The organism is Pseudomonas sp. PS01303, from assembly GCF_029959385.1.
Lineage (GTDB): Bacteria > Pseudomonadota > Gammaproteobacteria > Pseudomonadales > Pseudomonadaceae > Aquipseudomonas > Aquipseudomonas rustica.
Map to the genome: position 1 here is coordinate 43,774 of NZ_JASCPK010000016.1, position 23,176 is coordinate 66,949.

Below are 23,176 nucleotides of genomic sequence, written 5' to 3' on the forward strand. Positions count from 1 at the left end.
AAGGGATACATGTAGGGATACATGGTCATAAGTGCTGTGCTTTACAAAAGGGTAAGTCGGGGGCCCGGCCAGGTCAATCGACCAGTCCACCGCGAGCGAACTGCTCCATTTTGTTTGGTCCGGCTTCTTTCAAGCCTTCCTCTTGCATAGCTCCATACCAATCGATCAAAGCCTGCTTCATTTGTCGGTCACTCCGATTCCAAACAGGCTTGAGATGTTCAACCCATAGTGCGATCTCTCGCTCAGTCGTCTGGGAGCCGGAGCTTAAGATTTCTGCTGTGTTGACGAGCATTTTCGCCAGATCGAGGTCGATGACCTCTTCCGGAAGTGACCAATGAGCTTTGCTCCCCAGGCAATCAGTATAGAAACCGATTTGTTTCAGTTGATCCAGCAGATGCGGGTGATCCGAATCCTCGTCAAACAGTGGGCGCATGTCATCCAGAGATCGGGCTCCAGTGGCCACCAGTTGGGGAAGAATCCACTGTAGATTCTTGCTGGTATGAGACCGATACCTCCTCCACTCCGTTTTCAGATCCTGCTCGTTTTCGGCAAAAGCCAATGAGCGGAGAATTGAAATCTTCCCGGCCTCTTCAATGGAAAGGATTGCGAGTGATACGGCTGAAGGTAGACGACCAGCGTCAATAAGCAATCTGGCATCCTTGGCGAGACGTGCCGCGTTTTGTAACGCGGCGTTCATTCCATCAGCTATTTGAGTATTGGAAAGTGGGCCTTTGTAGCTGTCGAGTTTTTGCTGCATGGCAGCCCCCTCATGCACTTTATGGATGGGCACATGTGGCTGCGCCGGTGGAAGGTTCTGCTATAACCGGTCTCTACCGGTGTGACGCTTTTCAAATTTCAAGATAAGAGTGTTAGCAATGCATTCCAACCAGGCAGTGAGCCAAGCTTTACAAATTAGATTCGGGGCTTTCGAGCAGCGCGAAAGGGATGATTACGAAAGCGAAGGCATCGCCCATGGAGCCGCTCTTCTTGCTCTGGATGTCGGGATCATAACGAATGACTCATTACTGATCGCACAGGCACAAGAGGTTCTCGACAGCATTAATCGTAGTCGTGAACTTGAAGACGAACAGGAAGCGCAGTACATGGCCGACACCTACGCTGATTGGGACGCATCGCAAGAAAAGCACAAGCAGGCGTTTGCCATGGTGAAAGAGCTAGTAGGTAAGGAGTTTCATGACCTACGTTGGAACGCGTTGGTTGAAGTGTACAAAGAGGCGTTCCCGACATTTCTGGTGAGAGATTCGGTCTATGCGAGGATTGGTCCAAAACAGGCGGCTACTCGTCTTCGTGCTGAGCTGGTTGAGCTGGTGAAGAGCAAGCGGTTGGACAGAGCACCCACCAGAGGTGAGGTACATGCACTGCTGCCAGATGCCAAAGCCCTATTAGAATCGCGAACCCTTGGATATTTAGAGCGGGCCTTGCCAGGGTTCGATTTTCAAGGTCATCCGATCTTCATCTCGAATTAGGTGCCGGGGACCCTGGGAGTTTTGCAGTTGCACGGGGTCGGAAACCCGCGAGGTTTCGTTAGTGGGAGGACTCAAGAGTTACTGAAATTTCAGTCATTGAAATTGAAAGAATCACGTTGAAAAACAGCCATCGTTACCGTTTCGGTAATGGTGACCCCCAAAGACGTCATTCCGTAGGGCAAATGCACAGGTGAACCGGCAGTTCACCGGGTTCACCTGTTCACTAAGCTGGGAGTTCTCCCGCTAACAAGGTCCTGCGGGTTTCCGACCCCGTATATGTCGCTTTTGCTCAGGGGCCCCGAGCTCCAGCTGGAATGTCTCCGCTGGTGGAACTGATTGCTGATGGGGAGTGGGGCAGACAGTCAGAAATTAGCGTGTAACTAGTGTTACAGGTGTAGCATTTTAATTAACCTATTGATTTCATTGGATAATAATCACGTTACACGGTCTGGTATCTTTTAGAGGGGGCGGTGTAACAATCGCCAAACGTGTAACGTTTTCAGACCGCCTTCTGAAGAGATAGGGGCTGTGCAGGCAAATAGTCCCGTACACGTAGATCTTTTCAGGTCCAGTGTCTGCCGTTCACTGCGGGGCCAATCTCAGACAGAAGCTACGAAAGCCGCATGCCGTTCTGAGACTGGCGGATCCCTTGATAGGTTGCTATACCGTGGAACAACGTGTGCAGGTTTCGACTCGATCCGCACAGATGTGTGGCGATGCTACAGCGCTCAGGTTAGGAACAACCGGGGAGTTATATTAGGAGCGATCGCGATGGGTATGGGTTCATTGGTGAACCGCTGGAAGACAGGCGATGTGTTTGCCCAGCCGAAGGGGTATCATTACGCCACTGTATCCATCACATCACGGACGAATCGGACAGAATGGCGTTGAAATTGGCGTTTGAGACAGAGGTACTCCGCGACCTTTGCACCAGCGAAGTGATTGCCCTCCAGGAGTTGCCGCCAGCATTGGCGCAGAGCCTGTTCAGGCGACTCGCAGATATTCGTGCAGCGTCAAATATCCTTTATCTCCCCGTCGGAAAACCTGCCGAGCTTAACGCCATTCCACCTGGGTTGGTGGTGGTTAAGCTCCATCAGAATCACCATCTCCTGTTCAGTGCCGCTCATCAACAAGTCCCAATATTATCCTCTGGTAATGTAAACTGGGGTTCTGTGACGTCAGTAAAACTGTTAAAGATTGGAAAAGATGATGATGAGTAACTCTATGTTTCAGCCAACCTGGGTCTCACCTCCCGGCGAAACAATTCTGGATATTCTCTATGATCGGGAGATCAGCCCAGAATGCTTGGCAAGAGACATTGGTTATGATTTGAATGGCATCAAATCTCTTTTCAATGGCAGTCTTGAAATAGGCGAGCTATTAGCTCATAAACTAGCTGAAGTAATCGGTCCCGACGCCGAATTTTGGCTAGCGCGAGAACAACAATATCGTGAAGACGTCTCGCGGATATACAGGAAAACTACGAAGACAGAAGATAGCTGGCTTGCTGATTTACCAATAAAAAGTATGCAAACCTTCGGGTGGATTCCAGATTCGGATAGTAAATCTAAAAAAGTAATCGATTGTCTCGATTATTTTGGTATACCCGACATAAGCGCGTGGAAAGATGTTAGTGCGGAATTCACTAGGGAAACCCGCTTCCGAACGAGTCAGACGTTTGATCAAGAAGTTGGTGCGACAGCGGCATGGGTGAGATTTGGAGAAAGCAAAGCCTCGAAAATTTCTTGCAGGTCTTGGGATAAAGATCGACTTCTTAGTAGTCTTGAAGCGATAAGAGTACTCACGCACATTTCCAAGCCTGCAGTATTTATCCCTGAACTACAAACCATCCTAAACGATTGCGGTATTGTATTAGTTATCTCTAAAACACCAGAAGGGTGCCCCGCTAGTGGCATGGCTAAATTCGTCACAAACGAAAAAGCACTTATCATGCTCAGTTTTCGCTACTTATCAGATGATCATTTTTGGTTCTCATTGTTCCACGAAATCGGACACTTAGTCCTTCACGGACGGAAGTCGACATTCGTGGAGGGTGAAGGATTTGAATGCACGCAAGATGAGAAAGAAGCCAATGACTTTGCAGCCATCACACTCATCCCCAAGACTTTCAGGGACAGTATGAGGGCGCATGCCACTGACTACAGAAGTATTATAAAGTTTTCCAAGTCTATTGGAATTGCACCTGGAATCGTCGTAGGGCAAATGCAGCATGAAAGAATATTGAAATCGGGCCATATGAATAAATTGAAAGTTCGGTATTCATGGTCCTCCATCTGATCAGCCTCTAAATTTTACGAAACTGCCCGGCGATTTTTGCCAGTTGCATAGGGCGTCTTCGATGACCTGCATGCCTACGTCTAGGACGCTGTCCAATCGCTGTATCTTTTGCTCCAACACCACAGCAGACAAGTCAGCTGTGGTTGTACCGCCAAAAAGTAGGCGCGCCCCCTTCAGTGGCCCAGTTGCCTCAGCCATATAGGTCGAATCTGCCACAATAGTGGAAACTCCCACCTTCGCAATCATAGTTAGATAATCAAACTTTCCAGTTCGACCAAACCTCTTTACCGCGCCCATTGAGCGATAGAGCGTGCCGAACGCAATTCTTTGGTTCCCGCCAGACTCCATCAGTGCGTGAGAAAAGAGACCCATGTGGGAGCCATGTTGCATTACCCAATTAACATAGCTCTCAATAACCTCTCCTGTTGAATTGCTCTTTGCCGGATCGAGAGACTCATATTTACGATGATTTCCAAATTTTCGGCCGCCGCTTCTCAATACGGCTTGATTGCCCGCAATCCATTGACTCATGGCAACAGGATTAGTGCTGACCAGAGGCCATGTCCAGTTATGTGCAGCGCCGAGAGCCCCATACACATCCTTTGTTAAGAGCCAGCCTGTCCGGTTGGCCTTGCCAAAATGCGTTGCCAAGAAAACTAACCAGCTAGCCTCCTCAAAATCACCGGCTTGCGCCTTCAAGACCGCTGCGCGAATTGGGTCGAAGTAATCGCTGCTTGGATTAGCACGGTTAGGACTGATCGGTCTTGAAGCAATCGCAGCCACGTAGTCTACTCGTCGAATGCTTTCTACCAATTGCTCCAAAAGTGCAGCTTTGTTCTCTATCGCTGCGGCTCCAGGTAGGGGCAAACCATCGTTCACGGCTCGATCGAGTTTAGCGCTCAATGACTGCTTGAGAGGATTTCTAGCTTGTATCAATTTAAGATCTCCTTGGTCTTATGCGAAATCCATTCCTGAATGGATGTTCGCACTAACGAAGTCACTCCATAACTACTTTGGATGTTATGGTTATAACCTAATATGTGTATGTCTCTGCCTATATCGACATCCGCTATTCTCGCAATTTTCCCTTCATAGCTGAATCCGCTAATATGGTTTCCGTTCTTTCGCGGTAAACACCAGTCCTTCATCGGCTCTTTGCGAAACGATACATCGCTTGCTCGCTCAAAATTTTCCACCACTGTCTTCCCATTCAAAATCAATATTTTGATTGGCGAATATTTCAAAACTTGACCTAAGAAATTGGCGGATATCGTCAGTAGAGATTCGCGCTGCCAAGTCTTCAAGGAAGCCCATTTAATGCCTGTTGCATAAGGTATTAGGTCTAAATGGCAGGCGTGAAATAATGAGCTGTAGAATGAATCATTGGTTCCGCTTATGAGTAGATCTAAAGGCTTGAACCAACCATCGTAGGGGTTTCTGGAAAAATATTCTGTGCATGTATCATGTATAGATTCTAGTTGTGCAAGCTTCAAATCATTCCAGCTATTTAATTCAAGAGATGCCAAAGTGTGGAATCGTCTAGCTGTATTTGCGAGTTCTACTCCATCAGAAGATACAAACTCTCTGTCGCTTGGATTTAAACCGACGGTTGCGATAGTCGCTTTGCACGGATCCCCAAAGTAGGGGATCGGGGCAGCCCAGGTGATGACGTCCAATTTGTTCAGCAGCTGTTCGTGAATGAGGTGGATCATTCTTTTTAAGATGTTCAGCTGAGCATCAGAGGTCGAGACGATATGATCAGTTGCTCGCAATTTATGCTCCACTTCTTTGAGATAGCTTTATTTTCCGCGCTGCTAGGCTTCTCAACTCAATGTTCGTTATCGAGTTTTCCATGCCAGCCAGTTGTGCGAAATTTCTGGATTTTACTAGATTAAAGATCTCAAGAAGAGATGATAAGTCTTTCCAGTAGTCATCAGAATGCTTCTTAGAAGCTATTTTATTCAGCAGTCTCAACTCTCGTTCATGCTTAAGTAGTCGGAGAACATTACTAGTCTGATCACCCTCGGGCATGTGAGCCATATAGACTTTTTCCTGCCAGCCTTCATTCTGAAAGAGTTCAACTCTTTCTAGGTCATCCAGGTAGAGATGCAGGCTAGTGACATAATGTCCATATTCTCCCATGGGTAGTCCTAACTTGCGGGCAGCTAATTCTTGAAGCATTGTGAAGGCAAAGATGTCGTGTGGAAGTCCCTTGAATGCATCATTGGAGCGCATGGACGTGTAGAGACTAAGTTTGCCTTCTCTGACTAAAAACTGAAGCGTACAGGTGCAGGGGACATCATTGTGGTGCGATTTTATATCTGAGCTGGAAAAAAGCTGCACTACTGCTTTTCTGGTAGAGGAGCGCTGCTGAAGTGACTTGATAACTGCTGGAATTTGGCCATCCGCGCCGAATAGCTTTGGCCCATACGCTCCGAAAATCGTTTTACCGTCATCTGAAAACTTATGGTAGTCCTGAATGTAATATCGGATTTGATTAAGTTGGTTTGAACCAGATAAGTACCAGAGAAGCTCGCCCAAGCAACTGAAGATTGTACCCTTTCCTTCGGTGCGACTTATTCTTCCCAATGGGTTATTTAGCTTAAGCAATACACCAGATAGCTCTTTTGTTTTGCCTTTGGTCGGCTCTGCGTCTGTTCCGTTTTCAAGGATCTCTTTAAAAACTTTCTTTAGAAGATCATCTACAGTATCGCCTTTAATAAACACTGGCAGCTCCAGTTTGGAATTCGTGTTTAAAAGAGAAAGTCCAGCTGTGGCGTTGCATCAGCCTTAAGCGTCTGATACTCCATCTTTAATTTTTTTGCGCACTCTATTATCTGCTTTCTAGTGCCTGGTACCGCACCGAGATGAATAGCCCTTGTACGAACTGCTAATTTAATATCGTAATGCGGATAAGAGGCAGAGCTTTGGAACCACTGGCGCCGAAGACCTAATTGTAAAGCGAAGCTATGCAATTCATCTAACGTATCTGCGACTAGATGACACCACTCACTGCCTGCCCATTTCACTTTGACGTTATCAACGTAGATGGTCATTAGCAGGCTATCCAAAAAGAGCAAGGTGAATTTTTTGGAAGGGCGATGCACATACTTCCGTCCATGGTGAGAGGCTTGGCAAGGACTGTAGCATGGCCAAGAAGTGGGCGGAATAGTCGAATTTTTTTAAGCCATGATCAACAATCAACAATCAACACCCATGCCATGACAAAACAATGGGGCATTAGCCGTACTGCTTTGGCCTTCGCCATGTTGTAGGAGAAATTCATTGGCTCTCGTCCGATCACCCAGACTCCAGGCCGAACAGGTATCGTTCAAAAAGCAACCCGCAACGATTCCAGTGAGAACATTCGCGTCAGCGTGTCTTTCACCATGCGGCGATGCGCTGACGGCTGATTTTATGCGTTAAAGGCTGGCAGCAAAAAGGGCCCGTCTGGGCCCTTTTTCAGGTGTGGTTCTTTTTTCTACTTGTCCAGCCATCCCTCAACCACGTCGGCGCCGTGTTCTTCCTTCCACTCTTTCAACATTTTGTGATTCCCACCTTTGGTTTCGATCACTTCACCGGTATTTGGGTTTTTGTATACCTTGAGTTCGCGTGGTTTGCGGGTACTGGCGGCCGGAGCTACGGTTGGGCGCCGCGCCGTGGTTTGCGGCTCTAGAATGTTGACGATGTGCTTCAGGCTAAACCCATACTGTTCGAGCAGCTTGCGCAGCTTCGTTTCGAACTCGATTTCTTTCTTCAGCCCATCATCACCTTTCAGTGCTTCCAGTGCCTGGAGTTGCTCGGCGAGGTGTTTCTCCAGCTGACGGTATTCTGCGAGTTTGGACATTGTCTTTCCCTTGTTCAGAGTGGGCGTGCGTAACTAATAAGATAAAATGAGCTGGTTATAAGTTCAGCACTATTTTCGACGGTTCAGTTGGCTGTCAATATGCGTCATTTCCGATTTTATGGCGTTAATTGTCAGCGTTTGTATTGGACTCGATTTGCCCGTTCCTGCGTTGATGGTTTTCAACAGGGCGTTGAGATGAGCCTTCCGAGTTTTGAGCGTGTCAGACCAGCTCGCGCTGTTCTGTATTGGTTTGTTCATTACGTTCATCCTTACGTTGTTCTGGATTGCTCATATCTTCGGACTGCTGCTGCACCGGCAGGCTGTCGAGCTGGATTAAGTCCCGCGCGCTGTATTGGTAAGAGCGGTCTATGAGCTCGTGCCATGTCCATCGCCCATGATTTTCGCCTTGTTCGGGTACGGCCAAATTCATCATCCCGACATGATCAAGATCCAGCAGTTTGTAATTAGCCCACAGCTTTCCACCCACCTCGAACAACGCTTTCGCGGCCTCGTTCCATCGCTCCTCGAGTACCGTCTGCGAGAGCCAAAGCGCGGTGCGTTCTATCGCGCTGTGCTTTTCCTGCGCTTCAGTGATGTATTTATCTACGGTGAACAGCTCTTGCTCCAAAGCGGCCATGATCAGATGTTGCCGACGGTCATGTTCGGCGGCGGCCGTCAGGTTCTTCGCCGCCTTTTGTGCGTCGGTGTTGGCGGTCTTCTCGCCTTCGGTATCGCCCCATGCAACGGCCTGTGCGTACGCAGTGGCTGCGTCCGTTTCGGCCTGCCGGGCCTTGGCCATGTCCTCTACCGCTTGTCGTTGGATATGTTCCAAGCGGGTGCTGAGGCTCTGGCGCTTTTCGTTGAGCTCCTGCTCATCAGCCTTCCAGTTATCCATCGCCTCGATGTAACCCGCCATCAGGGAATCGCAGTTGAGAAGATTCTCACGGCGACTGATCTTCCGATCCAAAAGGTCGGCATTGTTGTTGCGCGAATCGAAATTCCGTTTCAGCTCGTTGTACTTGTCCCGCAGTTCGCGTTTCCGATCCGGTTCAATGGGGTCGTCACTTTCCAGCACGGTCTCAAGTGGCAGAATTTCGGCGTGAAACCGTTCTGCCTCGCTGCGCAGTTGGTCGCGACGGTCTTTCAGGTCTTGAATCTCGTTCATGTGTTTAGTCTCTGTTCAATTCGATTGGGGGTTGGTTGAGTGGCTGGCGAGGCCGGGAATAAGCCGGCGCTACCTCGATCAGCAGAGATGCCCTCAGGCAGCCCGAGCCTCGCTCTCATCCATTCCCGGAATCGTCTTCACGACATAGCAGCGTTGCGTGCCTAAGCCGGGCAACCGGATCAAACTCGACGCCTTGCCATCACCTCCCGGCTCAAGAACGCCACGCTGTAGCAGCTCCTTGTTCACCGCAGTGATGTTCATGCCCCGGAAGATCTCCGAGCGCCATAGTTCTGGTAGTACGTAATAGGTGTTGGTGGTGTGCAGGGAGTCGCCCAGGCCGTGCTCCAGCGTCTTGCGAAAACCGAGACGGTCGATGGTGCGCGGGCCGTGTTCGTCGATCTTTGCCGCTGCCGATTCCCAGCGGGTGAACCTGCTTTCGCCGAAGCGCTCGATGACCTGGCGCAGCCGCGCCAAGATCGCATCGCCCTCGAAGTTACCGGCACCGCCACGCTCATTCATCCATGCGTTCAGGCACACGCGAGCGGCGGTGGTGGCTGTCCCGTCCGGCCAGCCGGTGATCCCCATCGCGGTGGCCAGCTCACCCGCTGCGGCCGCGAGGCCGAAGCGAGCGGCTGCACGGTGTGCCTGTCCGCTGGCCGAGGCCGGTAGCGACTGGGTGATAAACCCTTCAAGCGTGCGGCGCAGGATGGCGGACCAACCGTGGCGCTTGCCCGGTTCGCACAGCGCCGTGAGAAAGGCGGTAAGCGGTGTGCCGTAATACTTCGCTACCCGAGCCTTGAGCGCGTCGGCGAGTGCCGCCGCATCTTCAAAGCCGTTGAGCGTGTCGAACATGCCGAGGCCTTTGCTCGCATCGGCCGGGACCGCGAGCATGCGCACCTCCATACCCGCTTTCAGCTCCTTGTTGGCTTCTGCCATGTGCTGGGCCAGTGTCTTCTCGCCAGTGGAGAGAAACAGCAAACGCCACTCTTGTACCTGTCGGCCTGCTTGGCCTCGGTCATTGGCGCGTGCCTTGCCGGTGCCGTTACCGAGCATGTAAACCGTCTCGCCGATGATGCGTGGATCGCACATGCCGATTTCATCCAACACCAAAAGGCCGTCGGAATGCGCGGCTGCGATGGATTCCAGCGCGTTGTCGGTGGAGCGCCACGAACGCACCAGACGCGGGCCGCCGTAGATCGAGGCGGCAACTTGCAGGTGCGTGGTCTTGCCGCCGGAGCTGTCGCCGTACAAGTGAAAGCCACCGGATTCATGGCCCAGCATGTGCAGCAGCGGGCCAGCAAAGGCCACGCCGACGACGAACGCCAAGCGATGATTGCCAACGCACAGTGCGCCGATCTGCTCTTGCCATTGCTCGAGCGTACCCGCTTCGCTGATCGGCGGAAGCTGAGAGCCGGCTTCGTAGAAGTGCAGGTGTTCGCTGTGTGCGCCGACCTGCTGCTCGGGCAGAAGAAAGGCGCTTTCGTGCCAACCCAAACGCGTGACCAGTCGTGCCCGTTGCGCGCTGTCGAAGCCGCCGAGGTAACTTTGCAGGTCGTTGCGTGCATTGCGTCCGGACCGACTTCCGGCCAGACGCAGCCCCATGTCTACCAATGGGCCAAGTACGTCCTTGCCGAAGTCGCCTGTCATGGTTCGCGCCGGAATGTTCCAGCGTTTTTTGGCGCCGTCGGGATCGTCGAACTCGACCAGCAGGCCCCAGTTCTGGCCTTTGTCGTCGCGAGTGCGGGCAAGGATTTCCAGAGGCGAGCACACTGGCCGCGCTTCGCCGTCGTCGCTCGCATAAAAGACGCCTTCGGACGTGAGGCGAAAACCACCGGGCATCAGGTCATTCTTTGGCTTCGAGGGACGCTTGGCTGCTGCTTTTGCCTTCGGTTCTGGATTAGCCTTGGCCTGCTCAGGCTCCGACTTTTCCACAACCAAACCGAACAGTTCACCGCTGCTTTTCAGTTTGGCGAAGTGGGGCGCTGTCCAGCCTTTGGCAAGTGCATCGGCTGCATCGTCGCCGTCGTCCCATTGACCACCTTTGGCGAAGTCAGCGGCCCCGTTCTTCAGCGTGGGCTTGCGCTTGAACACCTCCAGAGCGATGACTCGTACCGACGCGGCGCCGATCTCGCGAAGCTTGTTGGCTACGGTTTCCATGCAGGCTGTGCCGCTGACGTCATTGTCTGGCCACAACAACACGTCGCGACCTTTGAGCGGTGTCAGGTCGGCTTTGTGCCAGGAGTTGGAACCGTTCGGCCAGCAGGTGGCCACGTGGTCCGGCATCAGTTCTGCGGCGGCATCGGCAGCTTTCTCGCCTTCGCAGAGTACAACCGGTGCGTCAGCGCGTTGGACGAGCTCATTAAGGCGCAGCAGTGGACGCGGATCGGGCAGACCCTGCCAGCGCCATTGCGTGGTTTGGCCATCGGTGCGCTGACACCATGTCAGGGGTGCAAAGACCTTCTTCGGTTTGCCATCCTCGTCAGGGGCAAGGTCGAAGCGGTAGAGCGCCATTAGCGGCTGGCCCTGAGCATCACGGTAGATCCACACCTTGGACGGCACGCCGTGCTGCCGATGCTTGGCCGGGCACTTGTTCATGGCCTCGGCCGGGATCGGCTGAATGGCACTCCACTCAGGCGCTTTTGCCTTGGCAGGCGCTGGCTTCGCGTTGGCGGCGCCGGGCGATACGTTGAGCAGGTCTGCCAGTTTATTGCAGGCTTCGACGTCCGTCCCGCCGTCCAGATAGCGCACCAGATCGATCAGGTCGCCGCCCTTGTCACCGGTAGCGAAGTCGGCCCATGTGCCCTTGCTTAAATTGATCTTGAGCGAACCTGCGCGCTTATCGCTGCGGGTCGGATTCGGGGCGGTGTATTCCTTGCCGCCATCGACGCGCTTGCCGTTGGGCAGCCAGTGCGACAGGACACGATCAATGTCTTTCAGCGCGGCGGCTTTCACGTCGGCGAAGCTTGGGCGTTTTGTGTTGTTGTTCGGGCGTTGGCTCATGTGTCAGCCCTCGGCAGAAACAGCGCGTCGTTGATGTCGTCGATCAGCGCTTTGGCCATCTCGCCAAGATATAGAGCAGGCCAACTGAAACGCTCGCCGCTGTCGCTCATGGCGGCGTCGAAGTTGAGCTGGTTGGCGTGATGCTGCAGCAGGGAAACCATCTCCAGTGCATCCTCGACCGGTACTCCGGCATTGACCCGGAACAACTTCAAGTCGGTGGCATTCACGCGAGTAAAGGTGGCGTGACCCAGGGTGGTAGAGGTGGTCATAGCGCACCACCTTTCTGCGCGGCCGGAATCGAGGTGTTGTCACCGTGCAAGGTGAGGGTTTTGATCAAGCCGAGAGTGCCGCGCACGTCCCAGAGGACGGCGGCGATCACATGATTGGCGAGGCGCGAGGATTCGCTTTCGAAGTGATCCTCCAGCAGCGTCAGCACCGAGTCGGCACGATCAATGGCGCAGGTGATGGCGTCAATTGGCACTCCGGCGCTTGCGGCAGGGTTAACGCAAAGCAGATCTTCAGGGAGGGCAAAACTCAGGGCGTTGTTCATTGGGCACCGCCTGCGGTTTCGAGCGCGCGGGCTTTGGCCATGTGGCTGTTGTAGCGGGAGAGACGTGTAGCGAGGCTGGAGTTGGCGTGTAAAGCGGCGAGAGCCATTGCACGGTGTGCAGCGGCGCGATTTTTGAACGGATTGAGGGCGTGCATCTGGCGAAGCTCCTATTGTTGAGGAGCTGCCACGTTCGTTACCAAGCGAATGGGTGGCAGCTGTGCGCAGGTTGGTAAACCGGGACAATAGGAACCCGGCAGACCCGAAGGTCTCCCACGCACAGCCGCCATAAAACGAAATTGCGGGCGTAAAAAAAGCGCCTGCAAAAGAGATATGGGCGCTGTTGCGCCTATTGTTCAACGGGTTACCAAGCCCGGTCGCTGAGTTTGCAGCGACGGCCGAAGAGTAACGTCCGTTTTTGGAAAGTGCAACTGCGCTGATGGCTTGCGGTTTTTTCAGGTGCGGCATAAATTGTTCGTGCATGTAGATTGACCTCAACGCCTCCGGATCGCCCCCGGAGGCGTTTTCGTTTCAGGCATGGGCTTCCCAGCGCAGGGATAGGAGGGGTAGAAAACCGCCGCTGAGCATCGAGCGGGCGTCTTCGTAGGCTTGCGTTTGCTGGCCTTCGTCGGCGATCACGGCTCCGATTTTTTCGCAGTGCATGGACAAGGCGCACCAGGTGCCGTCGGCCCAGCTGAGTACGCTGACCACACGACCTTGCTTGTCCTGTTGGCTGCGGTAGCGCTCAAGGCGTTGCATGAGGCGGGGCGAAAAGCCAATTCGGCGCAGCACCGAAAACGGATGCATCAAAGCGTTATCGGCGATCTTCCGGCTCATGCTGCCTCCCGCGCGAAGGCAAACAGCGGCGGTGGTGTTTCGCCTTTGAGCCAAGCCAAGATCTTGCTGTCTTCGGCGCAACGTCGGCGGTATTCGATGGCCATCACATCGCGACGCTGTGCTAGGCACTCATCCACGTACTCGGTCAGATCCGAGGTCAAGCGCATGCTTTTGTGAAGATTCTCTGTAGCGGTCTTTTCCACGGCGAGATCCTCATCCGTGATGCGTTGCCATACCGCCGGATCGTTCGCGTACCCAGCCGATTGATCCACCAGCCAGTAGGTGACCCAGTCGGTCATGCCTCGCGTTTTCAGTGAAGCGAGGCGGCTTTGGCTCATCGCGAAATGGCCGGTGCCGTGGACGCTTGAAAAATCTCTGCGCACCGCATTTTTGCGGATCAGTTCTGGAAGCTCCCAAGGGTTGGCTTTGAGTGGAAGCACGAGACCGTCAGGGGTGAAAAAGAACGCTTCCTGCTCTTCGCCGTTCCAGCTCACGCCCGCGATGGTGCGATGACGCCAGTTGATCGCGCCGGGCTGATAGAGGCTGAATCCGATGCTATACGAGTCGAGAAATGGGCCTTTGAATCGGCTGAAGTTGCGCTTCATGCGGCCACCTGATCGCGCGCTTCAATACGGCTTTTGACCCAGCTCTGCACTTCAGAAAATACCCAGGCAACCGGCGCGCCACGTGCGTTGCTGTTGCTCAGTTTGACCGGTCGTGGAAAACCACTTTCAGGGCACTGCATCAACTTGTAGAGAGTCGAGCGCTTGAGTCCCGTAGCGATCTCAAGACGCGGCATTCTGATGAGGGTGGTGGTGGGGTCAACCGGAGTGGCTAAGTCGGGTACGGCGGAAGCGGAGTCGAAAGGACTGGCAAGATTCGAGAAGGTTGGAGCGGTGAATTGGGCGATGTTCTTTGTCATTGGTATTGCTCTCGATTGGTTTGGACTGACGAGAGCAATGGTCTAGCGATTGAGCGGCGGTGAGCAGTTCACTTCCATTTGAAATTTCAGGTTTACACCACGAAGTTGCGTTTGAGAATCACCTCTACGCTTTTGCGCGACAACGCCTTTTCAGTTTCAAGGGCGATCCACTCTGGGCGCTGTGCGGGTGGTTTTGCGACCTCCGTTTTCAGCCATGAAAGCACCTTCGTGGTGATGTCCCTCTTTGACATACCGCTCGCCGAGTAGTGGCGGCCCTGTTTAGTGATTGCCGCGTCGCGTGCACTCATTTCTTGAGCGCGCTCTATCCCGCTGATGATGCCGCCTTTCGTGCGAATGACGTTCTTGATCGCCCGATCAGCGACGGGAGTCAGCTCATCATCGATTAGGCAGGGCAGTGAGGTAATCGGTTGCAGATAAAGTGCATATTGATCGAGCGCCTCAATGCGCTCTTCGGGATCAATCTGGGTCTCCACAAAATTGCAGTAGAAATCCCACGGCCAGTCGGTCGGAAGCTTCGACACATATGACCAGATCTTCTGATCGGCTTCGTGCATCCAATCGGCCAAGACTCCGAGTGCCTTCACAGCGCAGGCCATGATGTAGGCCGCATGCGCCTCTCGCTCTGAAGCGGCGTAACAGTTGCTGTATTGGCGAACCCAGTGTGCAAGGCGCGCTTTGTGGTCGGTAGAGGCGTACTGGAAAATGGTTTCTTCATGCTCGGTCGTCTTGATGCACATGCTGCTGAGATCGCTATCGATGCCGCCAGTCTGGACACGCAGACAGCACTGATCGATCAAATAACACACGTCAGTAAGTTGTTCGCGGCACAGTGCGTAAAGCGATTGATCTGACAGGTAGCCCCTGAGGCCAGACGTTAATGCTGAGTGAGCAATGATCTGATCATGAGTCATTGTCCAGCATCTCCAGGAACGTGCAACGCTTGATCCCGCGCCCTATGTTTTGCAAGCGTAACCAGCGAAAGCCCCTTTTCAGGCGAGCGCTGGAGGTCGGCCCGCAGCGGACGAGGGATTGTTCTGGCGTTACACGTTTGGGCTGCGTTACACCGGGTGCAGGGGCGACCGCTCATTCGTGTAACTGACGTGAAAGCCAATGAATTCAGGCGTTTCGTATAGGTCGTTACACGCGTAACACCTGTAACACCGCTTTTGGAGGGGGTACGGATGTACGCGCTCATACCACCTCATCAAGGGGGGCGTGAGTGACATTCCGAGCAGCCAACTGATCTAGGTAATCCGCATACCATTGCATCATCTTCACTCTGTGATCGAGATATTGAGCCTTGTTGTAGATCCCAGAGATTCCCTCTTCTTTGTGAGCTAGCTGCGCTTCTACGTGCTCTTTTGGCCACCCGTGTTCCCTCAGCAAAGTACTAGCGGTGTGGCGAGTTCCATGGCCGACCAAGCGACCTTTATAGCCAACCGTCGCAAAGACTTTGTTAATGGTGTTTTCACTGATTGTCGGGTTCTTGGCTCCGACGCCGGGAAACAACCACCGACCGCGCCCTGTTAGACATTGGAGTTCTTTTAGAGCGGATAGCGCCTGCTTAGGAAGTGGGCACACGAAATCCCTGCGCATCTTCATTTTGGCGGCCGGTGTCGTCCAGATGGCTTTATCAAGGTCGAACTCTTTCCATTCGGCCAAGCGGACCATTCCCGGTCTCGATGCCGTCCATATGCAGAGCCATGCTGCGGTTCGGGCTGTTAGTCTGCTGGGTGTATGTTTTAGCGCGATCAGAAAGTCGCCAAGTTCAGGTTCCAGCAAATGAGGATGCTGTTGGGTTTTCGGTGCTTGAGCGGCGATATCGCGAAGTCGGCTTCCCGGGTCGTTCTCGGTCAAGCCTAATCCAATAGCTCGACCGAAGATTTGATTAATCCAGGTGCGACACTTTTCCGCAACGTTGTGAGCGTCTCTCGCTTCTATGGATGCCTGCAGATCTGCGCAATCTGTCCGGGTGATTTCGTCGAGAGGTTTGTCCCCGAGCGCTGGGAGAATGTCCTTGTCGAGGTATGTGCGAATCTTATTTAGGGTGGACGGGGCCAGGCCCTTTTCTTCTTTCGCCTTTAGCCAAGCGTCGGCAGCCGCTCGGAAGGTTCGAGTTTTAGCTGCATCGATTGCCGCTTTTGCTGATCGCTTTTGTTCGAGGGGATCAGCGCCACTACTCACTACTTTACGCAGCTCGGCAGCTTTGTCTCTTGCTAGCGCGCCGCTTACTTCTGGGTAACCCCCCAGCCCCATCCACGCCCAATTACCCGCCGGGCGTTTATAGCGGAGCTGCCAGGATTTGCCTCCATCAGGCTTGACCCTGAAGTAGAGGCCATTTCCATCCAGCTCTCTATATTCCTTTGATTCCGGCTCCAATCCAGCGAGTGTGGTATCTGCGAGAGGCCGACGCTTGATGTCTGCGCGCTTCATCCTTGTATCCCAAAGTTCGGTACTTTTCTCAGGATACAAGCAGGGATACAGGGATACAACGGATAAGGATGGACAGGGATAGACAGACAGACACAAAAAAACCGGCCAAGTGGCCGGTTTCTTTGGGTCTGAGAGACTGGTAGAGACTCTCAGATACAGCTATATGGTGCCCCGAGGGAGACTCGAACTCCCACTCCTTTCGAAAACGGATTTTGAATCCGCCGCGTCTACCAATTCCGCCATCAGGGCTCAATGGCGGCGAAGTATAGAGATGAGATTACCGTTGGTCAATCACGTTTCATGGTCTATTTTCGATATTTCCGCTAAACTTTCGGGCCCTGCTAGACGAACCCCATCATGCGTGTTGCTGACTTTACTTTCGAGCTCCCTGATTCGCTGATCGCTCGCCACCCTTTGGCCGAGCGTCGCGGTAGTCGCCTGCTGACCCTTGATGGGCCGAGCGGCGCCCTCGCACACCGTCAATTCACTGATTTGCTTGAGCATTTGCGCCCGGGCGATTTGATGGTGTTCAACAATACCCGCGTGATTCCGGCGCGGCTGTTCGGGCAGAAAGCGTCCGGCGGCAAGCTGGAAATCCTCGTCGAACGCGTGCTCGATACGCACCGCGTGCTGGCCCATGTACGCTCCAGCAAGTCGCCGAAGCCAGGTTCGAAGATCCTCATCGACGGCGGTGGCGAAGCGGAAATGATCGCGCGTCACGACGCGTTGTTCGAGCTGGCCTTCGCTGAAGAAGTGTTGCCGCTGCTCGACCGCGTCGGGCACATGCCGCTGCCTCCTTATATAGACCGTCCGGACGAAGGTTCGGATCGCGAGCGTTATCAGACCGTGTACGCCGAGCGTCTGGGTGCGGTGGCGGCGCCGACGGCGGGGCTGCATTTCGATCAGTCGCTGATGGAGGCCATTGCTGCGAAAGGCGTCGAGACTACGTTCGTCACGCTGCACGTGGGCGCCGGTACCTTCCAGCCTGTTCGCGTCGAGAAGCTTGAAGATCACCACATGCACACCGAGTGGCTGGAAGTCGGCCAGGACGTGGTTGATGCGGTGGCTGCGTGTCGTGCGCGTGGTGGTCGGGTGATTGCTGTCGGCACCACCAGCGTGCGTTCGCTGGAAAGTGCTGCGCGCGATGGCGTGCTCAAGCCGTTCAGTGGCGACACCGATATCTTTATCTTCCCGGGCCGGCCGTTCCATGTGGTCGATGCCCTGGTGACCAACTTCCATTTGCCGGAATCCACGCTGTTGATGCTGGTTTCGGCATTTGCCGGTTATCCCGAAACCATGGCCGCCTACAAGGCTGCCGTCGACAACGGTTACCGCTTTTTCAGCTACGGTGATGCGATGTTCATCACCCGTAACCCCGCACCTACTGCCCCTAAAGAAACCGGCCCAGAGGAAACAGAATGAGTCGCGAATGTCGCATGTCCTTTGAGCTCCTTGCCACCGATGGCAAGGCCCGTCGTGGTCGCCTGACCTTCCCGCGTGGCACCGTCGAGACCCCGGCGTTCATGCCAGTGGGCACGTACGGCACGGTCAAGGGCATGTTGCCGCGTGACATCGTCGCCACGGGCGCAGAGATGATTCTGGGCAACACCTTCCACTTGTGGCTGCGTCCTGGCACTCAAGTGATCAAGGAGCACGGCGACCTACACGATTTCATGCAGTGGAAAGGCCCGATCCTCACCGACTCCGGCGGTTTTCAGGTGTTCAGCCTCGGCGCGATGCGCAAGATCAAGGAGGAGGGCGTGACCTTCGCCTCCCCGGTCGACGGCGCCAAAGTGTTCATGGGCCCGGAAGAATCGATGCAGGTTCAGCGCGATCTGGGCTCGGACGTTGTGATGATTTTCGACGAATGCACGCCGTACCCGGCTGACGAAGATGTCGCGCGCGTATCGATGGAGCTTTCGTTGCGTTGGGCTCAGCGCTCGAAAAATGCCCACGGTGAAAACACCGCAGCGTTGTTCGGTATCGTGCAGGGCGGTATGCACCAGGATCTGCGCAAGCGCTCGCTCGAAGGCCTCGACAAGATCGGTTTCGATGGCCTGGCCATTGGCGGTCTGTCGGTCGGCGAGCCGAAGCACGAGATGATCAAAGTATTGGATTATCTGCCGGGCATGATGCCGGCTGACAAACCTCGTTACCTTATGGGCGTTGGCAAACCGGAAGATCTGGTTGAGGGTGTGCGCCGCGGTGTGGACATGTTCGATTGCGTGATGCCAACCCGTAATGCCCGCAATGGGCATCTGTTCATTGATACCGGCGTGCTGAAGATCCGTAACGCGTTCCATCGCCATGATGAATCGCCGCTGGATCCGACCTGCGATTGCTATACCTGCCAGAACTTCTCCCGCGCTTATCTGCATCACCTGGACAAGTGCGGCGAAATGCTGGGAAGCATGCTCAATACCATCCATAACTTGCGCCATTATCAGGTGCTGATGGCTGGTTTGCGCGAGGCTATTCAACAGGGTACATTGGCCGCCTTTGTCGATGCCTTCTACGCCAAACGCGGGCTCCCCGTTCCGCCTTTGGACTGAGTTTTCTGACCCCAAGATTCAACATTTGCAACTGGAGTGCTAAATGAGCTTTTTTATCTCTAACGCCATGGCTGACGCGGCTGCACCGGCTGCTGCTGGCCCAATGGGCGGCGGTTTCGAGTGGATTTTCCTGGTCGGTTTCCTGGTCATCTTCTACCTGATGATCTGGCGTCCACAGGCCAAGCGCGCCAAAGAGCAGAAGAACCTGCTGAGCAGCCTTGCGAAGGGCGACGAAGTTGTGACCACTGGCGGCATCGCCGGCAAGATCACCAAAGTTGCCGATGACTTCGTGGTTCTGGAAGTTTCCGACACCGTCGAAATGAAATTCCAGAAAGGCGCCATCGCCGCCACGCTGCCAAAAGGCACGCTGAAAGCGATCTAAAGGTAACAACTTCTACTCAATCGACGGGGCGCGCAAGGCGCCCCGCGTTCATAACGGGCGGCGTGATGCTGAACAAATACCCTCTGTGGAAATACATTCTGATCCTGGCGGTGCTGGCGGTCGGTCTGATTTATTCCGCTCCCAATCTTTATCCTGATGACCCGGCCATTCAGGTCAGCGGTGCAAGCACTGCGCTGCAAGTCAATCAGGCTGATCTGGATCGCGTGAGCACTGCGCTCAAGGAATCCGGGATCAACGTCAAGGCAGCCACGCTGGCAGCCAACGGCAAGGGCGGTCTGATCCGTCTGACCAAGGCTGAAGATCAGCTGCCGGCCAAAGACGTTGTGCGCAAGGCATTGGGTGATGACTACGTCGTTGCGCTGAACCTGGCACAGACCACCCCGCAATGGCTGCGCAATCTGGGCGCGCACCCGATGAAGCTGGGTCTGGACTTGTCCGGTGGTGTGCACTTCCTGCTGGAAGTGGACATGGATAAAGCCCTCGATGCACGCCTGAAAGTCTACGAAGGCGACGTCAAGAGCCTGCTGCGCAAAGAGAAACTGCGTTATCGCAGCCTGCCGCAACTCAATGGCGCCATTCAGTTGGGCTTCAGTGATGAAGACTCCCGCGAACAGGCTCGTGCTCTGATCCGCAAGAACTTCAACGATTTCGACATTGTTCCGGCCGATCTCAACGGTCAACCGGTACTGCGTCTGGCGATGACCCCGGCGAAGCTGGCGGAAATCCGTGAATACTCCATCAAGCAGAACTTGACCACGGTACGTAACCGCGTCAACGAGCTGGGTGTTGCCGAACCGATCGTCCAGCGTCAGGGCGCCAACCGCATCGTGGTTGAGCTGCCAGGCGTGCAGGACACTGCCGAAGCCAAGCGTATTCTCGGCAAGACGGCCAACCTTGAGTTCCGTCTGGCTGCAGAGCCGGGTGCTTCGAAAGCCACTTCCGAGACTTTCGAGTTCCGTGAAGGCAATCGTCCCGCTGCGCAGATCGAACGTGGTCTGATCATCACCGGTGACCAAGTCACTGACGCCAAGGCCGGTTTTGGCGAGCACGGCACGCCTGAAGTGAACATCCGTCTGGATGGTCACGGTGGCGAGCTGATGAGCCGCGCAACCCGTTCGAACGTCGGTCGCAGCATGGCGGTGATCTTCATCGAGCAGCGTCCGGTGACCACCTACGTCAAGCAGATGGTCGACGGCGTCGAAAAAGACGTCGCGGTGCAAACGTTTAAAGAAGAGAAGAAGATCATCAGCCTGGCGACCATTCAGTCGCCGCTGGGTGCTCAGTTCCGCATCACTGGCCTGAACGGTCAGGGCGAGTCGTCCGAGCTGGCACTGCTGCTGCGTGCCGGTGGTCTGGCTGCACCGATGTACTTCGCTGAAGAGCGCACAATCGGCCCGAGCCTGGGTGCTGACAACATCACCAAAGGTATCGATGCGTCGCTGTGGGGCATGCTGTTCGTGTCGCTGTTCATCATCGCCATCTACCGCTTCTTCGGCATCATCGCGACTGTCGCACTGGCAGTGAACATGGTGTTGCTGCTGGCCTTGATGTCGCTGCTGGGGGCAACACTGACCCTGCCAGGTATCGCCGGTATCGTGCTGACCATGGGTATGGCGGTCGACGCCAACGTGCTGATCTTCTCGCGGATCCGTGAAGAGATCGCCGCCGGCATGACCGTGCAGCGTGCAATCAACGAAGGCTTCGGCCGGGCATTCACCGCGATTCTCGACGCCAACCTGACAACTCTGTTGGTTGGCGGGATTCTCTTTGCCATGGGCACCGGCCCGGTCAAAGGTTTCGCAGTGACCATGTCCCTCGGGATCTTTACCTCGATGTTCACGGCCATCATGGTGACCCGCGCAATGGTCAACCTGATCTTTGGCGGACGTGACTTCAAGAAGTTGTGGATTTAAGGGGCTGCCATGTTACGTACAATCAACTTCATGGGCGTTCGCAACTTCGCGTTCGGCGTCACAGTATTCCTCACCTTGCTGGCCTTGTTCAGTGTCGCTACCAAGGGCATGAACTGGGGCCTGGACTTCACCGGCGGTACGCTCATCGAGCTGACCTACGAGCGTCCGGCCGACGTCACCAAGGTGCGTGAAGAGCTGGTAACTTCCGGTTACCACGAAGCCATCGTGCAGAGCTTCGGTGCAACCACCGATTTGCTGGTGCGCATGCCGGGTGAAGACCCGCAGCTGGGCCATCAGGTCGCGCAAGCGCTGCAGAAGCTCGGCGGTGACAACCCGGCGACGGTCAAGCGCGTCGAGTTCGTTGGCCCGCAGGTCGGTGAAGAGCTGCGCGACCAGGGCGGCCTCGGCATGCTGCTGGCGCTCGGCGGCATCCTGATCTACCTGGCTTTCCGCTTTCAGTGGAAATTCGCGGTTGGCGCCATTGTTTCGCTGATCCACGACGTGATCGTGACCATCGGTATCCTGTCGTTCTTCCAGATCACTTTCGACCTGACGGTACTGGCGGCGGTACTGGCGATCATCGGTTACTCGCTGAACGACACCATCGTCGTATTCGACCGGGTGCGTGAGAACTTCCGTGTCCTGCGCAAGGCGACGCTGATCGAGAACATCAACATCTCGACCACGCAAACCCTGCTGCGCACCATGGCGACCTCGATCTCGACGTTGCTGGCGATTGCGGCACTGCTGTTCTTCGGTGGCGATAACCTGTTCGGTTTCTCCATCGCACTGTTCATTGGTGTATTGGCGGGTACTTACTCGTCGATCTACATCGCCAACGTGGTGCTGATCTGGCTGAACCTGAGCACAGAAGACCTGATTCCTCCTGCAAACACTGAGAAGGAAGTCGACGACCGTCCATAACGCGTAGCGTTTTCCCGGTTGTCAGCCAAAAAAGGCGCGAGTTGAACTCGCGCCTTTTTTTATGCTCCAAGGCTGGGAGAAGCGCGGGCGCGTCCCGCATGTGATGGTCAGGAGGTTCATGTGAACAAGTCGTTGCTGGTTGGTGCGGTATTGGGTGCTGTCGGTGTCACTGCCGGGGGTGCTGTTGCCACCTACAGCCTGGTTAAAAGCGGCCCTGAGTATGCGCAGGTTTTGGCCGTTGAGCCGGTCAAGACACAGATCAAGACACCACGTGAAGTGTGCAAGGATGTAACGGTCACTCGCCAGGCGCCTGTAAAAGATCAGCACCAGATTGCCGGTACGGTAGTCGGTGCACTGGCAGGTGGTCTGTTGGGTAATCAAATTGGCGGCGGCACCGGCAAGAAAATTGCCACGGTCGCTGGCGCAGTTGGTGGCGGTTATGCTGGTAACAAGGTGCAGGAAGGTATGCAGAATCGCGACACCTACACCACCACGCAAACCCGCTGCAACACGGTGAATGACATCAGCGACAAGGTCGTTGGTTATGACGTGCGTTATTCGCTGGATGGCAAGGAAGGCAAAGTGCGCATGGATCGTGATCCGGGCAACCAGATTCCGGTCGACAAGGAAGGTAAGTTGATTCTGTCGCAGAACGAGCCGGGCCAGTAACAGGCCGATCGTTTAGAAAGAAGCACCCTGCGGGGTGCTTTTTTTGTGCCCGCGATTTTGGCTACGCCGTGACTCCCTGTGGGAGCGGGCTTGCTCGCGAAAGCGGTGGATCATCCGGCATCTATTCAGAATGATAAACCGCATTCGCGAGCAAGCCC

At 54.6% G+C, this 23,176-nt stretch carries 25 protein-coding genes and 1 tRNA gene; 9 read left to right on the top strand and 17 right to left on the bottom strand.

All coding sequences use genetic code 11. The features are described 5' to 3' along the window. Positions 1–73 precede the first annotated feature (73 nt). Positions 74–757 (bottom strand): AbiV family abortive infection protein, encoded by a 684-nt coding sequence (locus tag QMX93_RS07970; protein WP_282354375.1) that lies wholly within the window; start codon positions 755–757, stop codon positions 74–76. 118 nt (positions 758–875) lie between these two features. On the opposite strand from QMX93_RS07970, the gene QMX93_RS07975 reads away from it, so the two are divergent. The 3 genes from QMX93_RS07975 to QMX93_RS07985 all read left to right on the top strand — a co-directional run bounded on the left by QMX93_RS07975 (position 876) and on the right by QMX93_RS07985 (position 3,785). Continuing rightward, the gene (locus QMX93_RS07975) at positions 876–1,487 is read left to right on the top strand and encodes a hypothetical protein (RefSeq protein WP_282354377.1); all 612 of its coding nucleotides are present in this window, start codon (positions 876–878) and stop codon (positions 1,485–1,487) included. Positions 1,488–2,368: 881 nt separating this feature from the next. Beyond that, positions 2,369–2,707 carry a hypothetical protein gene (locus QMX93_RS07980; RefSeq protein WP_282354378.1) on the top strand — a complete coding sequence of 113 codons (339 nt, stop codon included), beginning with the start codon at positions 2,369–2,371 and terminating at the stop codon, positions 2,705–2,707. A 4-nt stretch (positions 2,708–2,711) separates the two neighbouring features. Beyond that, on the top strand, positions 2,712–3,785 hold the full coding sequence (locus tag QMX93_RS07985; RefSeq protein WP_282354381.1) for an ImmA/IrrE family metallo-endopeptidase: 1,074 nt from the start codon (positions 2,712–2,714) through the stop codon (positions 3,783–3,785). Here QMX93_RS07985 and QMX93_RS07990 read toward each other — a convergent pair whose 3' ends face one another. From QMX93_RS07990 to QMX93_RS08070, 16 genes are all read right to left on the bottom strand, one after another. Then, a complete protein-coding gene (locus tag QMX93_RS07990) occupies positions 3,786–4,664 on the bottom strand; it encodes a hypothetical protein (protein ID WP_282354383.1) in 879 nt (292 codons plus the stop codon). Positions 4,665–4,717: 53 nt separating this feature from the next. Next, positions 4,718–5,557, bottom strand: coding sequence for a hypothetical protein (locus tag QMX93_RS07995; protein ID WP_282354386.1), 840 nt, complete (start codon positions 5,555–5,557; stop codon positions 4,718–4,720). A 1-nt stretch (position 5,558) separates the two neighbouring features. After that, positions 5,559–6,512: a thymidylate synthase gene (locus QMX93_RS08000; RefSeq protein ID WP_282354387.1), complete on the bottom strand. Its 954-nt coding sequence runs from the start codon at positions 6,510–6,512 to the stop codon at positions 5,559–5,561. A 26-nt stretch (positions 6,513–6,538) separates the two neighbouring features. Beyond that, positions 6,539–6,841 (bottom strand): DUF4031 domain-containing protein, encoded by a 303-nt coding sequence (locus tag QMX93_RS08005; protein ID WP_282354389.1) that lies wholly within the window; start codon positions 6,839–6,841, stop codon positions 6,539–6,541. A gap of 425 nt (positions 6,842–7,266) precedes the next feature. Beyond that, a complete protein-coding gene (locus QMX93_RS08010; RefSeq protein ID WP_282354391.1) occupies positions 7,267–7,632 on the bottom strand; it encodes a histone-like nucleoid-structuring protein, MvaT/MvaU family in 366 nt (121 codons plus the stop codon). Between the two features lie 220 nt (positions 7,633–7,852). Beyond that, positions 7,853–8,797: a chromosome segregation protein SMC gene (locus QMX93_RS08020; protein WP_282354395.1), complete on the bottom strand. Its 945-nt coding sequence runs from the start codon at positions 8,795–8,797 to the stop codon at positions 7,853–7,855. 93 nt (positions 8,798–8,890) lie between these two features. After that, positions 8,891–11,797 (bottom strand): DUF927 domain-containing protein, encoded by a 2,907-nt coding sequence (locus QMX93_RS08025; RefSeq protein WP_282354397.1) that lies wholly within the window; start codon positions 11,795–11,797, stop codon positions 8,891–8,893. After that, a complete protein-coding gene (locus tag QMX93_RS08030; protein WP_210701343.1) occupies positions 11,794–12,066 on the bottom strand; it encodes a DUF3077 domain-containing protein in 273 nt (90 codons plus the stop codon). The genes QMX93_RS08025 and QMX93_RS08030 overlap by 4 nt, the downstream gene beginning before the upstream one ends. Continuing rightward, complete coding sequence (locus QMX93_RS08035; RefSeq protein WP_282354408.1) at positions 12,063–12,347, bottom strand: hypothetical protein; 285 nt, start codon at positions 12,345–12,347, stop codon at positions 12,063–12,065. The genes QMX93_RS08030 and QMX93_RS08035 overlap by 4 nt, the downstream gene beginning before the upstream one ends. Then, positions 12,344–12,502 (bottom strand): hypothetical protein, encoded by a 159-nt coding sequence (locus tag QMX93_RS08040; RefSeq protein WP_282354411.1) that lies wholly within the window; start codon positions 12,500–12,502, stop codon positions 12,344–12,346. The genes QMX93_RS08035 and QMX93_RS08040 overlap by 4 nt, the downstream gene beginning before the upstream one ends. A gap of 373 nt (positions 12,503–12,875) precedes the next feature. Next, complete coding sequence (locus QMX93_RS08045) at positions 12,876–13,181, bottom strand: hypothetical protein (protein ID WP_282354413.1); 306 nt, start codon at positions 13,179–13,181, stop codon at positions 12,876–12,878. Beyond that, the gene (locus QMX93_RS08050; protein ID WP_282354415.1) at positions 13,178–13,786 is read right to left on the bottom strand and encodes a hypothetical protein; all 609 of its coding nucleotides are present in this window, start codon (positions 13,784–13,786) and stop codon (positions 13,178–13,180) included. The genes QMX93_RS08045 and QMX93_RS08050 overlap by 4 nt, the downstream gene beginning before the upstream one ends. Further along, a complete protein-coding gene (locus QMX93_RS08055) occupies positions 13,783–14,103 on the bottom strand; it encodes an AlpA family phage regulatory protein (RefSeq protein WP_282354417.1) in 321 nt (106 codons plus the stop codon). Before QMX93_RS08055 ends, QMX93_RS08050 begins: the two co-directional genes overlap by 4 nt. A 92-nt stretch (positions 14,104–14,195) precedes the next feature. Further along, complete coding sequence (locus tag QMX93_RS08060) at positions 14,196–15,035, bottom strand: hypothetical protein (protein ID WP_282354420.1); 840 nt, start codon at positions 15,033–15,035, stop codon at positions 14,196–14,198. 280 nt (positions 15,036–15,315) lie between these two features. After that, positions 15,316–16,557: an integrase arm-type DNA-binding domain-containing protein gene (locus tag QMX93_RS08065; protein WP_282354422.1), complete on the bottom strand. Its 1,242-nt coding sequence runs from the start codon at positions 16,555–16,557 to the stop codon at positions 15,316–15,318. 164 nt (positions 16,558–16,721) lie between these two features. After that, positions 16,722–16,806 (bottom strand) — tRNA-Leu (locus QMX93_RS08070). Positions 16,807–16,914: 108 nt separating this feature from the next. Between QMX93_RS08070 and queA the strand changes: the two genes are divergently transcribed. The 6 genes from queA to QMX93_RS08100 all read left to right on the top strand — a co-directional run bounded on the left by queA (position 16,915) and on the right by QMX93_RS08100 (position 23,018). After that, positions 16,915–17,979 carry a tRNA preQ1(34) S-adenosylmethionine ribosyltransferase-isomerase QueA gene (gene queA / locus QMX93_RS08075; RefSeq protein WP_053123547.1) on the top strand — a complete coding sequence of 355 codons (1,065 nt, stop codon included), beginning with the start codon at positions 16,915–16,917 and terminating at the stop codon, positions 17,977–17,979. Between the two features lie 14 nt (positions 17,980–17,993). After that, positions 17,994–19,109, top strand: a complete 1,116-nt coding sequence (gene tgt / locus QMX93_RS08080; RefSeq protein WP_164979451.1) for a tRNA guanosine(34) transglycosylase Tgt — start codon at positions 17,994–17,996, stop codon at positions 19,107–19,109. Between the two features lie 43 nt (positions 19,110–19,152). Then, on the top strand, positions 19,153–19,491 hold the full coding sequence (gene yajC / locus QMX93_RS08085) for a preprotein translocase subunit YajC (protein WP_003227923.1): 339 nt from the start codon (positions 19,153–19,155) through the stop codon (positions 19,489–19,491). Positions 19,492–19,556: 65 nt separating this feature from the next. After that, a complete protein-coding gene (gene secD, locus QMX93_RS08090; protein WP_053123543.1) occupies positions 19,557–21,425 on the top strand; it encodes a protein translocase subunit SecD in 1,869 nt (622 codons plus the stop codon). A 9-nt stretch (positions 21,426–21,434) separates the two neighbouring features. Beyond that, complete coding sequence (gene secF / locus QMX93_RS08095; protein ID WP_053123541.1) at positions 21,435–22,349, top strand: protein translocase subunit SecF; 915 nt, start codon at positions 21,435–21,437, stop codon at positions 22,347–22,349. Between the two features lie 120 nt (positions 22,350–22,469). Further along, entirely contained in the window at positions 22,470–23,018 is a 549-nt protein-coding gene (locus QMX93_RS08100) for a glycine zipper 2TM domain-containing protein (RefSeq protein WP_053123539.1), read from the top strand. Positions 23,019–23,176: the final 158 nt, after the last annotated feature.